The organism is Asticcacaulis sp. AC402 (assembly GCF_000495835.1).
Lineage (GTDB): Bacteria > Pseudomonadota > Alphaproteobacteria > Caulobacterales > Caulobacteraceae > Asticcacaulis.
In genome coordinates this window covers 144,022-158,049 of record NZ_AWGC01000013.1, presented here as the reverse complement: position 1 = coordinate 158,049, position 14,028 = coordinate 144,022, and the positions used below count along the sequence as shown (strand labels likewise).

The 14,028-nt window shown below is 59.6% G+C and carries 15 protein-coding genes; 3 read left to right on the top strand and 12 right to left on the bottom strand.

Annotation, left to right across the window (positions count from 1 at the left end):
- Entirely contained in the window at positions 1-654 is a 654-nt protein-coding gene (gene fsa, locus ABAC402_RS28305) for a fructose-6-phosphate aldolase (RefSeq protein WP_023449098.1), read from the bottom strand.
- A gap of 100 nt (positions 655-754) precedes the next feature.
- Here fsa and rimO point away from each other — a divergent pair, with 100 nt between their 5' ends.
- The 3 genes from rimO (at position 755) to ABAC402_RS28290 (ending at position 3,846) form a co-directional block, all read left to right on the top strand.
- Complete coding sequence (rimO, locus tag ABAC402_RS28300; protein WP_023449097.1) at positions 755-2,173, top strand: 30S ribosomal protein S12 methylthiotransferase RimO; 1,419 nt, start codon at positions 755-757, stop codon at positions 2,171-2,173.
- A 114-nt stretch (positions 2,174-2,287) separates the two neighbouring features.
- A complete protein-coding gene (locus ABAC402_RS28295; RefSeq protein WP_235079934.1) occupies positions 2,288-3,259 on the top strand; it encodes an alpha/beta fold hydrolase in 972 nt (323 codons plus the stop codon).
- A 170-nt stretch (positions 3,260-3,429) separates the two neighbouring features.
- A complete protein-coding gene (locus tag ABAC402_RS28290; protein ID WP_023449095.1) occupies positions 3,430-3,846 on the top strand; it encodes an Hsp20 family protein in 417 nt (138 codons plus the stop codon).
- A 73-nt stretch (positions 3,847-3,919) separates the two neighbouring features.
- Here ABAC402_RS28290 and ptsN read toward each other — a convergent pair whose 3' ends face one another.
- The 11 genes from ptsN to ABAC402_RS28245 form a co-directional block, all read right to left on the bottom strand.
- The gene (gene ptsN, locus ABAC402_RS28285) at positions 3,920-4,384 is read right to left on the bottom strand and encodes a PTS IIA-like nitrogen regulatory protein PtsN (protein ID WP_023449094.1); all 465 of its coding nucleotides are present in this window, start codon (positions 4,382-4,384) and stop codon (positions 3,920-3,922) included.
- A gap of 108 nt (positions 4,385-4,492) precedes the next feature.
- On the bottom strand, positions 4,493-5,110 hold the full coding sequence (gene hpf / locus ABAC402_RS28280) for a ribosome hibernation-promoting factor, HPF/YfiA family (RefSeq protein ID WP_023449093.1): 618 nt from the start codon (positions 5,108-5,110) through the stop codon (positions 4,493-4,495).
- A gap of 149 nt (positions 5,111-5,259) precedes the next feature.
- Positions 5,260-6,777: an RNA polymerase factor sigma-54 gene (gene rpoN, locus ABAC402_RS28275; RefSeq protein WP_023449092.1), complete on the bottom strand. Its 1,518-nt coding sequence runs from the start codon at positions 6,775-6,777 to the stop codon at positions 5,260-5,262.
- Between the two features lie 350 nt (positions 6,778-7,127).
- Complete coding sequence (gene lptB / locus ABAC402_RS28270; RefSeq protein ID WP_023449091.1) at positions 7,128-7,895, bottom strand: LPS export ABC transporter ATP-binding protein; 768 nt, start codon at positions 7,893-7,895, stop codon at positions 7,128-7,130.
- 4 nt (positions 7,896-7,899) lie between these two features.
- Positions 7,900-8,436 carry an LptA/OstA family protein gene (locus tag ABAC402_RS0119995; protein ID WP_023449090.1) on the bottom strand — a complete coding sequence of 179 codons (537 nt, stop codon included), beginning with the start codon at positions 8,434-8,436 and terminating at the stop codon, positions 7,900-7,902.
- A 12-nt stretch (positions 8,437-8,448) separates the two neighbouring features.
- Complete coding sequence (gene lptC, locus ABAC402_RS28265) at positions 8,449-9,120, bottom strand: LPS export ABC transporter periplasmic protein LptC (protein WP_023449089.1); 672 nt, start codon at positions 9,118-9,120, stop codon at positions 8,449-8,451.
- A gap of 52 nt (positions 9,121-9,172) precedes the next feature.
- The gene (locus ABAC402_RS28260) at positions 9,173-9,793 is read right to left on the bottom strand and encodes a ribonuclease D (protein WP_023449088.1); all 621 of its coding nucleotides are present in this window, start codon (positions 9,791-9,793) and stop codon (positions 9,173-9,175) included.
- Between the two features lie 78 nt (positions 9,794-9,871).
- Positions 9,872-10,534, bottom strand: coding sequence for a dienelactone hydrolase family protein (locus ABAC402_RS28255; RefSeq protein ID WP_023449087.1), 663 nt, complete (start codon positions 10,532-10,534; stop codon positions 9,872-9,874).
- Positions 10,522-11,205: a hypothetical protein gene (locus ABAC402_RS28250; protein WP_023449086.1), complete on the bottom strand. Its 684-nt coding sequence runs from the start codon at positions 11,203-11,205 to the stop codon at positions 10,522-10,524. Before ABAC402_RS28250 ends, ABAC402_RS28255 begins: the two co-directional genes overlap by 13 nt.
- A gap of 26 nt (positions 11,206-11,231) precedes the next feature.
- The gene (locus tag ABAC402_RS40170; protein WP_155847352.1) at positions 11,232-11,369 is read right to left on the bottom strand and encodes a hypothetical protein; all 138 of its coding nucleotides are present in this window, start codon (positions 11,367-11,369) and stop codon (positions 11,232-11,234) included.
- 188 nt (positions 11,370-11,557) lie between these two features.
- Positions 11,558-14,008, bottom strand: a complete 2,451-nt coding sequence (locus tag ABAC402_RS28245; protein ID WP_023449084.1) for a TonB-dependent receptor — start codon at positions 14,006-14,008, stop codon at positions 11,558-11,560.
- Positions 14,009-14,028: the final 20 nt, after the last annotated feature.

Genomic DNA, 14,028 nt, shown 5'->3' with positions numbered 1-14,028 from the left:
TCACAGGATCGACTGGCCGGTCTTTGCCCAATCCGCCAGGAAGGTCTCCAGACCTTTGTCCGTCAGCGGGTGCCTGAACATATCCTTGAAGGTCTGCGCCGGCAGCGTGGCACAATCGGCACCCGCCAAAGCCGCCTGCTGCACATGGGCCGGAGTTCGCAAGGACGCCGCCAAAATGTCTGTGTCGAAGTCATAGTTGTCGTACAGCGTGCGAATGTCGTGGATCAGTTGCATGCCATCCGCACCCTGGTCATCCAGACGCCCTACGAACGGCGACACAAAGGTCGCCCCCGCCTTGGCCGCCAGCAGCGCCTGGTTGACCGAGAAACACAGGGTTACATTGGTCATCAGTCCCTGCGACGACAGCTCCCTGGTTGCCTTCAGCCCTTCCAGGGTCAATGGCACCTTGATCACCACGTTGGTCGCAATCTTGGCCAGCTTCTCGCCTTCCTTGATCATGGTCGGCGCATCTATTGCCGCAACCTCGGCCGAAACCGGACCTTCGATAATGTCGCAGATTTCCTTGATGACTTCGGCCATGTTGCGGCCCGACTTGGCGATCAGGGTTGGATTGGTCGTGCACCCGTCAATCAGACCGGTTTCGGCCAGTTCGGTCAGCAGCTTCGTGTCGGCAGTATCGGCAAACAACAGCATGAGAATATCCTTGATGGCGGAGCCGGGGCTTTCAACCGGCTTGAATTTCGAGTAGGACGGCTTAAATCGCGATCTCCCCCCCAATTCAAGTCTTTTATTCATGCGTGAACCTGCAGCCCCCGCCGTGCCCAAAACATCCGAAGCGCCCAAGGTCGGCTTCGTGTCTTTGGGCTGTCCCAAGGCTCTGGTCGACTCTGAACGGATACTGACCCGCCTCAAGGGCGAAGGCTACGACACCTCGGCCTCCTATGCCGGCGCCGATGTCATAGTCGTCAATACCTGCGGCTTCCTCGACTCGGCCAAGGAAGAAAGCCTCAACGCCATCGGCGAGGCCCTGGCCGAGAACGGCAAGGTCGTCGTCACCGGCTGCCTGGGCGGTGAGGAAGCCATGATCCGGGCGCGCTTCCCCAATGTCGCGGCCATTACCGGCGCTCACCAGTATGATGCCGTCTTGGACGCGGTCCACACCATCGTCCCGCCCAGGCCTGACCCTTTCCGAAGCCTGGTTCCCGACGAAGGTGTTCGCCTGACGCCGAAACACTACGCTTACCTGAAAATCTCCGAAGGCTGCGACCATCGCTGTGCCTTTTGCATCATCCCGACCCTGCGTGGCGACCTGGCCTCGCGTCCGATCGCCGAGGTTTTGCGCGAAGCTGAAGCCCTGGCGAAAGCCGGCGTCAAGGAGCTGCTGATTGTCAGCCAGGACACCTCCGCCTATGGCCTCGATATTCGCTACGCCCAGTCGCAATGGCGCGGTCAAAACTGGGCCGCTTCGTTCGAAGACCTGTCGCGGGCCCTGGGCGAGCTCGGTATCTGGGTGCGCATGCACTATGTCTACCCTTATCCGCACGTCAGCGCCGTCCTGCCGCTCATGGCCGACGGCAAGATCCTGCCCTATCTGGACATTCCCTTCCAACACGCCAGCCCCAAGATCCTGAAGGCGATGAAACGCCCCGGCAATCAGGACAAGACACTGCAACGCATCGAGTCCTGGCGCGAGATTTGCCCCGATCTGACCCTGCGCTCGACTTTTGTTGTTGGCTTCCCCGGTGAGACCGAAGCCGATTTCAACCTGTTGCTCGACTGGATGGAAGCCGCCCGAATTGATCGCGTTGGCGCCTTTGCCTACGAAAACGTCGAGGGCGCACCAGCCAAACTGCTGCCAGACCATGTCCCCGAAGAGGTCAAGCAGGACCGCCTGGCCCGCTTCATGGCCGTTGCCTCGCGTATTTCGGCGCAAAAGCTGGTCGCTAAGGTCGGTCGTATCGAAGATGTCCTTGTCGATGAGATCCGCAGTGACGGTACCGCCGTAGCGCGTACCCGCGGCGATGCGCCGGAAATTGACGGCCATATCTTCCTGAAGGGCTTTACGGGCCTGAAAGCCGGAGACTATGCGAAAGCCCGTGTCACGCGCGCCGATGCCTACGATCTGTGGGGCGAGCCCGAAGGGTTGATAAAGCTGAACCGTGTCCCGGGTACTGCCAAACGTCCGATGCACCGCCTGATCTCGCGGGTTTAGGGCGCGGCTTGTTCGCAGGTGCACTTTTTTGTCGCAAACCGGCAGATTTGTTGTAGAGGAATCGGCGAACAGGGTTAATTTCCTGGTTTCGCGCCACGTTTTCAAGGCAGTCGCTTGATACGTCTCAAGGATACCATGCAGCAGCCGGTCAGCTTCAGCCACGAGGCCGCGAGTGCCGATCAGAGCGATCGTGCCGCCGTCACGCGAAAGACGCCGGCCTATGCCGACCGGTGGTGGTTCACCGAGGATGGGTTGCGCCTCTATGCCCGCGACTATGCTGCCAGTGCCGGACGCGTGCGTCTGCCGGTCGTCTGTCTGCATGGGGTGACGCGCAATTCCGCGGATTTCGAAGAGGTGGCGCCCTATATTTCACGCCTCGACCGCCGGGTCATTGTGCCGGACCTGCGTGGCCGCGGCCTTTCGGAATATGATGCCAATCCGTCCAACTATCATCTTTGGACCTATGCCAAGGACGTGCTGAGTTTGTGCGACGCCCTTGGCATCGGCCGGGCCATATTTGTCGGCTCTTCCATGGGCGGCCTGGTCGCCATGGTGCTGTCGACCCTGAGACCAAACCTCGTGGTGTCGGCTGTATTGAACGATGTTGGCCCGGTGTTGTCGCCCAAGGGGCTGGCGCGGCTCAATGCCTTTGCTGCCATGAAGCCTGTCGCCTTTCGCAACTGGCATGACGCTTCGGTCTTCGTCGCCGAACAGAACAAGCTGACCTTCCCAAACTACACCCAGGCGGAATGGTTAAGACTGGCGCGGCGTGCCTTTATCAAGGGCAAGGACGGCATGCTGCGTCTGGCCTACGATTCACGCATTACCGAAACCTTCCGTAGTCTGACGACCGCTTCGGCCAACCATGACCTCGATCCCTGCTACGCCAGCCTGGCTCAGGATCGCAAAATTCTCCTGGTGCGTGGCGCGCTTTCCGACGTGCTGGACGCCTCGGCGGTCAAGGCCATGGCGGTGCAAGCGCGTCATTTCACCCGCGTCGATATTGACTATGTTGGTCATGCCCCGCAACTGACCGAGCCTCAGGCGTTCACCGCCGTCTGCGATTTTATGGAGTCGCAGGGCTAGAGCGGGATAAGTTTTGATGGAATCAAAACCCCGCTCTAAGTTTTTTTGGCTTGTTGCGCAATTTTTCCGAAAACGGGGACGCCCGTGCGGTGGAGCCCACTTTGTCGGATTGCGCTCTAGACGGCCGCGCGACGCCCTCCCATATCTGGCTTTGTGGCGAAAGGGTGGACATGACGCGTACCATAATATTCGATAGCCCCTATCTGCTCGGCTTCGACGACATGCGCGCCCTGATCGAGCGAGTCGGGCGCGGTCATGACAACTATCCACCCTACAATGTCGAAGCCCTGGGACCGGCAGATATTCGGATCAGTATCGCTGTGGCGGGCTTTACCGCCAACCAGCTGGCCGTCGAGGTCAAGGGCGCCCATCTCACCGTTATGGCCGGTAAAGAGCGCGGCGACGAAGCGTCGCGGGAATTCCTCCACCGCGGCATCGGCCTGCGCAACTTCAATCGCGCCTTTGTGCTTGGGGAGGGCTGGGAGGTCACCAGGGCGAGCCTGGCCTATGGTTTGTTGCATATCGACCTTGTTCGCCCGCCGGCCAGCGATGAGGTCCGGCGCATACCGATCCAGGTAAATGGCTAGAGCGCAATCCGATAAAGTGTGACGCACTTTTCGGAAAAAGTGCGCGACAAAACAAAACCACGCTCTGGAACGATTATGCTGCGTTGCTGTCGGCGTAGCCCGTGAGCAGGGCATAGATGGCATCGGCGTTCTCGATCCGGCGCAGTTGCTCGCGCAAGTCCTTCTGACGCAGGAGGCGGGATACCTTCGCAAGGGCGCGCAGATGTTCCGTACCGGCGTCTTCCGGCGCCAGCAGTGCAAAGATCAGGTCCACTGGGGCATCGTCGATAGCGTCATAGGCCACTGGCGATTCCAGTCGGATAAAGATCCCATGCATGCGGTCCAAGCCCGGCAGGGCTGCATGAGGCACGGCTACGCCCATACCGACACCGGTCGAACCCTGCTTTTCGCGTTCCAGCAGCGCGTGTTGAACGACGCAAGAATCCTGATTGAGCAACCGCGACGCCAGATCGGCGATCATTTGCAGGGCCTGGCGCTTGGAGTTTACGCTGACAGCGCCCAAGATAGCGCGTCTGTCGAGCAGGGAATTGAGGTACATAAGACATCCGTGGCCGGGTGCCGGTGGTCCCCACCGGCACGATCGCGCGTTCACATAGAGGGACAAGCCGGGCGCGTCAACCCGCGCCCTCAGGCTGTTAGAACAAACTCAGGACGCCTTGCGAACATTGGTGCGTTCGGGATCAACCCAGCCGATATTGCCGTCAGGTCTGCGATAGATCATCGACAAGCCGCCATGGCCGGCATTGCGGAACATCATGGCCGGATAGTTGCTGAGTTCCATTTCCGCGACGGCTGCCGACACTGTCATGGTGCGCAAGGGCGCCTCTGTTTCTGCGATGATCATCGAGTGGTGCGGCGTGCTGTGATCCATGCCGTCATCAATATCGGCGCCATCGACGTCTTCACCAGTCAGGTCGACCGCACGTAGTACGGTCACATTGGCCGTTTCTTCCTTTTGCGGGGTGCCGAAGTGGTGTTGCTTAAGCTTGCCCTTGTATCGTCGCACACGTTTTTCGATATTGTCGAGCGTGCCGTTAAAGGCCGAGTGCGCATCCCCTCCAAAGGCATGGGATACCAGGGCCTGCCCTGAAGCCAGGCGGACATGGCAATCCACCCTGAACATGTGACCCTGTTTGGAAATGGTCACATCGGCCGCGCCGCCGCGGTCGAAGTACTTTTCGATTCCCTGGGCCAGTTCCGTTTCGATTCGCTGACGCAGGGCGTCACCGACTTCACACTGTTTTCCGCTTACTTGAATATGCATAGCGATATGTCGCTCCGTTCTCAAAAAAGAACCCATGCGTGGGCTGCATTACCAACGCCGGATTGGACCCACCGGCCCTGAAGAAACTGTACGCTCTTCTGGGCCGGTGAAAAGTCACTTAACTGTGTAAAGAGTGCCTGCGAAATGCCTTATTTTATCAAACGTTTACGTTCGACAGATGACGGAATGCGCAGGGCTTCGCGATACTTGGCGACGGTGCGGCGGGCGATGTCGACGCCGGCCTCTTTCAGTAACTCGACAATGCGGTCGTCGCTGAGAATTTCGCCTGAAGTCTTTTCGGCGTCGATCAGGGTTTTTATCTTGTGACGGACGGATTCGGCCGAGTGGGCAGCTGTTCCGTCGGACGACGCAATCGATGAGGTGAAGAAGAATTTCAACTCGAACACCCCGCGTGGCGTGGCGATGTATTTGTTTGAAGTAACGCGGGATATCGTCGATTCGTGCATGCCGACGGCTTCGGCGACCGTCTTCAGGTTCAACGGCTTGAGATATTCGACGCCGTAGACGAAGAAGGCGTCCTGCTGGCGGACGATCTCGGCCGAGACCTTCAAGATGGTGCGCGCACGCTGATCCAGGCTCTTGATAAGCCAGTTGGCCTGGTTCAGGCATTCCGACAGATAAGACTTCTCGGCGTCCGAGCGAGCACCAGTTGCCACTTTTGCATGGTACTTTTGGTCAATCAGGACGCGCGGCAGGGTATCGGAGTTGAGGTCGATGCGCCAGCCACCTGACGGATCGGGCCGGACGAAGACGTCGGGCACCACCGTGTGAGACATTTCAACGCCGAACTGGGCACCAGGACGCGGATTCAGCGACTTCAACTCGGCAATCATTTCGGCCAGGTCTTCGTCATCGACACCGCACACTTTGCGCAACGCTGACAGGTCGCGTCTCGCCAGCAGTTCCAGATTGTCGATCAGCGCCGCCATGGCAGGATCGAAGCGGTTGCGCTCGATCAGCTGCAGCTTCAGGCATTCCGGTACCGAGGTCGCCATGATGCCGGTCGGTTCGAAGCCCTGGCAGGCGCGCAGGACGGCCTCGACCAGGACAAGGCTGCAGCCCAGGCGGTCAGCGATTTCGTAAAGCGATGTGCGCATATAGCCGGCGTCGTCGACGGCATCGATCAGAATCTGGGCTATGGCCATTTCCGGTGCGCTGAAATGGGCGATCATCGCCTGGTCGGTAAGGTGTTCGGCCAGGGTCTTTTCGCGCGTTAGCGACCGTTCAAGTCCATCCTCGTCGCCATCGAAGCCTGAACCACCCTTGCCGGCCTTGCTCCAGTCGACCATCGGGCCGTCGGAGTCGGACGCCATGGCACTTTCTTTTTCACGCACCACCGGTTCATCGTCACCATAGGAGTCGTCGCGGGACACATCCATGTCGTTGTTGGCTGCGGCTGTGTCGCCATCTCCGAGCGTCAGTTCACCGCGTTCCTCGCGGCTTTCGACAGGAGAGTCGACGTCGCTATTGTCGCCGATGGGGTCGGCGTCGTCGCGCTGGAGCAAAGGGTTTCGTTCCAGCTCGGCTTCGATGACGGCTTCCAGCTCAAGGTTGGACAACTGCAGCAGCTTGATAGCCTGCTGCAGCTGGGGCGTGATGACGAGCCCCTGCCCCTGTTTGAGTTCCAGCCTTTGTCCGAGCGCCATACGTAAGACCTGATCCGATTTTCGCGCCATACTGCGCGAAATTCGTCACTATTTCTTTTATCCGCAGACAATTTTTGCCACGGCGGCCCACTGACGGGCGCAAAACAACATGGAGCGCAGAGTGCGGGAGTAACTGCTTGGAAAAGGTTAATGCGGCAAAAAATGCCCTGTGGATAAATGGGGTCTGATGTTGGGAAGAAAGAATTTTTACCACGAACGACACGAACTTCAGGATTTCAAAAAACCGTCGCGAAGGAGGTCTCGTTTGCGCCGGCTTCGCTGCAAACTCGCAGGCAGGCCCGGAAGTTCGAGTCTGTTCGTGGTCCGAACCTTCAATAGGTTCAGTAGGTTCAGTTGAACGAGTCGCCCAGATAAACCCGCTTGACTTCCGGATCGTGGGTGATCTGAGAAGCGGTGCCTTCGAACAGCACCTCGCCCGAGTGGATGATCGACGCGCGGTCGACAATCTCAAGCGTTTCGCGGACATTGTGGTCTGTGATCAAAATTCCGATGCCGCGGCTTTTCAGATAGATGATGACCTCGCGGATGTCCGAGATAGCCAGCGGGTCGATACCCGCGAACGGCTCGTCCAGCAGCATGAAGGACGGCTTACCGGCCAGAGCGCGGGCGATTTCGACACGGCGGCGCTCACCGCCCGACAGGGCTGTCGCCGGCGATTGGCGGATATGGGTAATGCGCAGGTCCTCGAGGAGCTTCGTCGCGTCCTCCTGGACCTTGGCCGGGTTCTTTTCGTTCAACTCCAGCACCGCCAGCAGGTTCTGCTCGACCGACATGCCACGGAAGATCGAGGCCTCCTGGGGCAGATAGCCGATCCCCATGCGGGCGCGCTGATACATCGGCTGGCGCGTAATGTCCTGGCCATCCAGCACGATGGTGCCGTAGTCGGCCTCGATCAGGCCTGTAATCATGTAAAAGCAGGTTGTCTTGCCGGCGCCATTAGGCCCCAGCAGACCGACCACTTCACCACGACCCAGCTTTAGCGACACGCTCTTGACGACGGCGCGGTCCTTGTAGGTCTTGCCGATGCCTTCGACGACGATACCGCCGCCCGCCACCGGCTTGGGCGCTGTGGTGATGACGTCTTCTGCTACAGCCATGGGATCAGTTACCGGCCGCCTGGTTGGCCTGCTTTTCGTCCGGATACAGCACAGCCTTGACGCGGCCTTTGTTCGTCGAGCCCGGCGCGGCGTCCATTGTGGTCGTTCCGGCGCCAATCGCAGCGACAAGCCGCGTCCCTGACATGACGTTCTTTCCCTGCTTCAGCACGACGTCACCGGAAATGACCATGGTGTCGTCGGACTTGGTATAGACGGCTGTATTGCCCTTCACCGTATTTTCCGGCGTAACGTAATAGACGTTGCCCGTGGCTTCGATCCGGGTGACCTCGCCCCAGCCTTTGTTCTCGCCCTCGCCGCCCGAGGCATGGCTTATGACAACATGGTCTGCGCGCAGGCGGGAATTGGACTGCACGACCTCGACACGGCCTTCCCAGGTCTGGGTCAGGGCGTTCTCATCGGCATGCCAGCTGTCTCCGCCGACCATGACCGGCCCACCTTCCTGCGCCACCTGGGCAATGGCCGGGCTCGTCAAGCCAACACCTACAGCGAAGATCGCAGCCAGGAAAAGTTTCGTCGTCATCGCTTTAACCCTCTACTTCATCTCTGCCTTGACTTGGGCAGCGCCCCTGCCCTGGAAGCGGACCGAGTTGCCATTGTCGGAAATCACGAAGGATTCGCCCACTATATGACCGACAGAGCTGTTTCCTTCAACGTGTTTGTCGCCGTAAACGGTCGAATTGTTCAGATCGACAATGGCTTCCTGCGTCTTGAAGGTAAAGTCCGCACCGCCGGTGATCAGTACCACATTGCCGGTCATGGTGAACTTGCGCGTCTGCTGGTCGAAGACGCCGTTGGTCGCGGCCATGCGCGTGGTGCCATCCTTGTTGCCCTTGAACTCCATCACGGGCGATTTCAGGATAACTGTGGTCGAGTCCTTGCCGCGGCGGACGGCTTCCAGCCCGCTGATGGTATAGTGCTCGCCCTTGCCGGTCTGGCCGTGATAACGCGGATTGGTCATGCGAATTTCATTGGAATTACCGCTATAGACATTCATCGAATTCAGGACGCTGGTAACAATGATCCAGCCGAAATTGAGGACGACCAGCCCGATAATGGCGGCAGGAAACAGGGTACGCAGGCTATGGATCAGGCGTGAACGGCGGCGCACGGCGGCGACCTGCTTGCCCAGGCGTTGATTGCGCTCATCGACCTCGATGGTCGCATCGTCCTGCGCAAGCCGTGCGTTGATCTCTGTCAGATCCATTCAAGGTGTCCTAGGCTGGCCTGGCGCCCTGGAAGGGCGCGTTGAAGCAAAACTATATCCAGCTATGGGCAAAGATATCGCAATCTTCCCATCCTGCCAAATCCAGTTTGACGCGCTGCGGCAAAAACTCGAAACAGGCCTGGGCCAGGGCGGCGCGGCCTTCGCGCGCCAGCATCGCGTCCAGCCGGTCTTTTAGGGCGTGCAGGTGCAAAACATCCGAGGCCGCATAGGCCAGTTGTTCCGGCAACAGGGTGGCCGCCCCCCAGTCCGAGCTCTGCTGGGCTTTGGACATGTCTACGCCAAGCAGTTCGCGCGCCAGATCTTTCAGGCCGTGGCGATCGGTATAGGTCCGCGCCAGTTTCGAGGCGATCTTGGTGCAATAGACCGGCGTCGTCGCCACGCCCAGGTGCAGGGCGAACATGCCGATGTCGAACCGACCGTAGTGAAACAGTTTCAGCACTGAAGGTTCGACCAAAAGGGCCTTCAGGTTCGGGCAGTCATAGGCCGGTCGGTTCAGGCGGACGACATGGGCGTGGCCGTCGCCGGCGGACAGCTGGACGACACACAGGTCGTCCCGGCCAAAACGCAGGCCCATGGTCTCGGAGTCGATGGCGACGCTCTTGCCCAGGTCAAGGGCGGCCGGCAGATCGCCTTCGTGGTAAAATACGGTCAATTTGTCGGTACCCTGGATTTTGAACGGTGCTGGTTTTCGCTAAACCCGAACGAGGTAAAGGTCAATCTTTGGGCTTCCCTACAGGCTGGCGCGCAGGAAGGCCATCATCCGCTTCCAGGCCAGCTCGGCCGCTTCCGGGTTGTAGACTTCCGGCCGCGTCTTGTTGAAGAAGGCGTGGTCGGCGTCGTAGCTATAAAAGTCGGGTGAATTGCCGGCCGCCGTCATCGCAGCTTCCATGTCGGCCACCACCGACGGTGTCACCCAATCGTCCAGGGTACCGAAGTGGCCCTGGAACGGGATGCGAATATCGGCCGGGTCGGCAAAAGCCTTGGGCGGTACACCGTAGAAGCAGACCGCCGCGGCAAACCCTTCCAACCGCGCCGCCGAGGCCAGAGCCAGGGCACCTCCCATGCAGAAGCCCATCACCGCTACCCGTTCATTGACTGTTTTCAGATGATCGAAAGTCGCGGCGACGTCCTGATGGACCGCGCCCGGAAAGTCGAGACCGTTCATCATGTGTGAGGCCTCGTCGGCATCCCCGGTCACGCGACCATGGTACAGGTCTGGCGCAACGGCGTTGAAGCCTTCGCCGGCAAAGCGGTCGACGATCGTCTTGATATGGTCGTTTAGGCCCCACCACTCCTGCAGGACGATGACGCCGGGGCGGGAGACGTCGATATCGGATTGGTAGGCGTCAAGTCCGCTGCCGTCCGGGCGTTTCAGGCTGATCATCTGTCCCATGGGGGCCTCCGTTGAGTCTGGCCCGCATCTATAGCCTCAAATTCACCGCTCTGCCACAGGTCGCGCTCAGCCCCGAGATTGTGCCGCGCCGTGGCATCAAGATCGGAAAACGCCGGCGTCAGAAAGATGTGGTCGCGCTCGAGGGTGGGAGTCAGAAAGATGGCCACGCGGCCGGCTGCATAGGCAAGGGGCCCGTACACCGGCGCATATTCGCGCCACACCCCGCGGGCATAGGCGAGATACTCCGGCCAGGGCGCCCCCAGGATCGACATATCGATGTCGAGCACCAGGTTAGTGTCGGGGTCATCTGATTTGAGATGGGCCTGGGTCGCCAGGATGTGGCGGCAGGCGCGTATCGTATCCTTGCCGGGCAGGCTGTCGCGCAGACGATCAGCGCTCAGGGCTTCGTTGTCGCGCCGCGCCGGATCATAGACAATGTCGTGATAGAAAAGGGCCAGCAACGCCTGGTCAGGCTCGTCGAAACGGTCACGCACACTATTGAACTGCACCACCGTCGCCGCGATGTGAGTTAAGGTATGGTAATGGCGATGCGGCTCGCTATAGGCAGCCGACAGGTCGCCCCACAGGAAACCTGGCTCAGCCAAGCCAAGCCGGGCAGCCAGGTCGAACCAGTGGCGCTCCAGATCGGGGATCAGGCCAGATTCTTTCAAGCCAGAATCTTTCAAGCCAGACTCTTTCAGGCTAAACGCTTGGCGATGAGGTCGGGTTTCTGCGTCACCGGGCGGGCAAACGCTGCCGACGAAACGGGCAGGGAAGCTTGCGGAGCGAATTGCCGGGCAGCAGCAATCCAATTGACGGCATTGACCTTAATCATCACGTGACACCCATCATGGTCGTTCTGAATCACCGGACCCACCGGCCCGGCCACACAGCTATGTACTGTTTCAGGATATCAAAATACGATGAGGAAATGTTTAAGAACAACGTTACGAAATTGTTGAATAAATCGCCGCGCATCGGATGATGCGCGGCGATCCATTTTGGACTGACGTGTTCTATGTCTTAGAACTTCGAGCCGAGGCGGATACCGACGGTCTGCGGTTGGATGATAACCGCATACGGACGGGTACAGACGGAGCAAGCGACATACCGCGATAGTTGACCGCGCTCGTCGGTCAGGTTGCTGACATAGGCTTCCACCGTCCAGGTCGTCCATTCGAAGCCGCCCGACAGATTAATGGTGGCGAAGCTGGGCATTTCACCGACGGTGGCCGCATCCGCCAGACGCAGATCCGAACTGGCTTTGCTCTGATAGGCGAAGACGCCCTGAACGTAGGGACGGAACTCGTTGTTCGTCCAGGTGTAGCGCGCGCTGCCGCTCAGCTTGACTTCCGGTGTGACCGGCAGGCGGGTTCCGGAGGGGGCCAGATCGCCCGGGTTCTGACAGTCGGCGAAGATATCGGAGCACAGGGGTTCGTCGGTCTTGGCGTCCGTAAAGGCTGCGCTGCTCGTCAGGGTCAGTTGCGAGGTCGGAGCCCACGTCGCTTCCATTTCCACGCCGTTGATCGTGGCGTCAACACCGTTGCGAATCTGTGTGAAGCTGTTTTCACCCAGGAAGGAGAATTGGAAATTCTCCCATTTCTGTTGATAAACAGCGCCACTGAAACGCAAAGTGCCGTCCGCCAGGCTAACCTTCCACCCGGCCTCCATGTTGGTGAGGTAGTCGGGCTCGTAATCGTAGTCGCCACGACGGTTGATGCCGCCCGGCCGGAAGCCAGTTGACAGGGTCGCGTAATACAGGCGGTTGGCCTTCGGCTTCCAGCTCAGGTTCAGACGATAGGTCGAGCCGTCTCCCTTGGCGACTTTCGGTACAACAGCATTGCCGCTGACTTCACCCAAGTTCGTGCAGGGGGTGCCTGCAACACCACCCGAGGTCAGCAGCGTGCTGGGTCTGTTGGCATTATAGTCGTCACGGACGGTACCCGTGGTGGTGAAGCACGCGGCAACACCGGTGCGTGAAGATCCGGCACCGTTCCAGGGCGGACCGTTCGGGTTGCGCCCAAAGCCGAAGAAGCCGATCAGCGAATTTTCATATTCATAGAGACGCAGACCAGCGGTTACACTTAGGGTGGGCGTGAAGTCATAGGTGACTTCACCGAAGACGGCCGTATCCTTGTCCTCACGGTCCTGAAGCGTCAGCCACAGGGTTTCCGGCCAGCCATTGACCGACACGTCCGCCGCCAGATCCGGGATGATATAGTTCTGGAAGATATGGTTGGTCTGTTCCTGATAGAAGGCGCCCGCGATCCAGCGCAGCTTGCCGTCCGACGGCGAGGCGATGCGCAGTTCATGGCTGGTCTTGCCATAGTCATAAGAACCGTTGATGTACTGACGGGGGTCGACTGTGTCGCCATTGGAGTCGTACAGATAGAAGTAGCCGGCCAGTCCGCCGGAGCCGGCGTAGATTTCATCATAGGCTTCGGCGTAGTCGGTATAGTCCGAGTTCGACGACGACTTGCGATCCATATGGGCGGTGGCATAGGTGACATCGAAATTGCCGATCTTGCCCTCTACCGTCAAGGCGGCCTGCGCGAACCGGTCCTTGGCGTAGTCGGGATAGAAGCGCTGAACCTTCATGTCGCCGAGATCTTCATCCATACCGAAAATGCCGGTCGTCTTCTGAGTCTGACCCATCAGCGAGGCCGTGGCCGTCCAGTCCTCCGAGAAGTCGATCTTCAAGGCGGCGCGTGCGCCTGACAGGCTAAGATCGTTGAAGTCGTTTTCAACAAGATCGTCATTGTTGACGGTGATACCGCCCGCGGCCGGCAGGAAACTACGTGAACCCGGCACATTGTCGATATAGCCGCCGGTCGTTTCGGTCCAGCCAACCACCCGAAGGGCAACGCCCGGGCTGAGCGGAACATTTAGCATGCCTTCCAGCTTGCCGCCGGTCTCACCGCCGGTAATGCTGTTGGCCTCGGCGTCGAAGCGGCCGTAGACACCGGACTGGTCCGGCTTATTGGTGATGATGCGGATGGTGCCGGCCTGGGACGAGGCGCCGTACAGTGTGCCCTGGGGCCCGGCCAGGGATTCAATGCGCGAAACGTCATAGATGTGGACATCGAGCGCGCCGCCGATCGTGGTGACCGGCTGTTCGTCGAGATAGACCCCGACGCTGGGGAGCGAACCGGAGTGGTTGCCGTCGCCGCCGGAGGCGACGCCGCGCATATAGACATTGGTCGACCCCGGCTGGGAGGTTTGGAACGACACGCTGGGAAGCTGCAACGCGTAGTCGTTGAAGTTGCCGATATTCAGCTGGTCCAGCTTCTTGGTCGTAAGGGCCGTAATCGCGATCGGCACATTGGATAGGCGTTCGCTACGCTTCTGGGCGGTAACGATGACCTCGACCGTATCTTCGTTACGGGGTGATGTATCCTGAGCCTGTACGACGGCCGGCAGGGCCGTCAGCATGGTGGTGGTCAGCAGGGTTGCCGACAAAATCCGCGTTCTCATGTCTGTCTCCCGGAAAGATG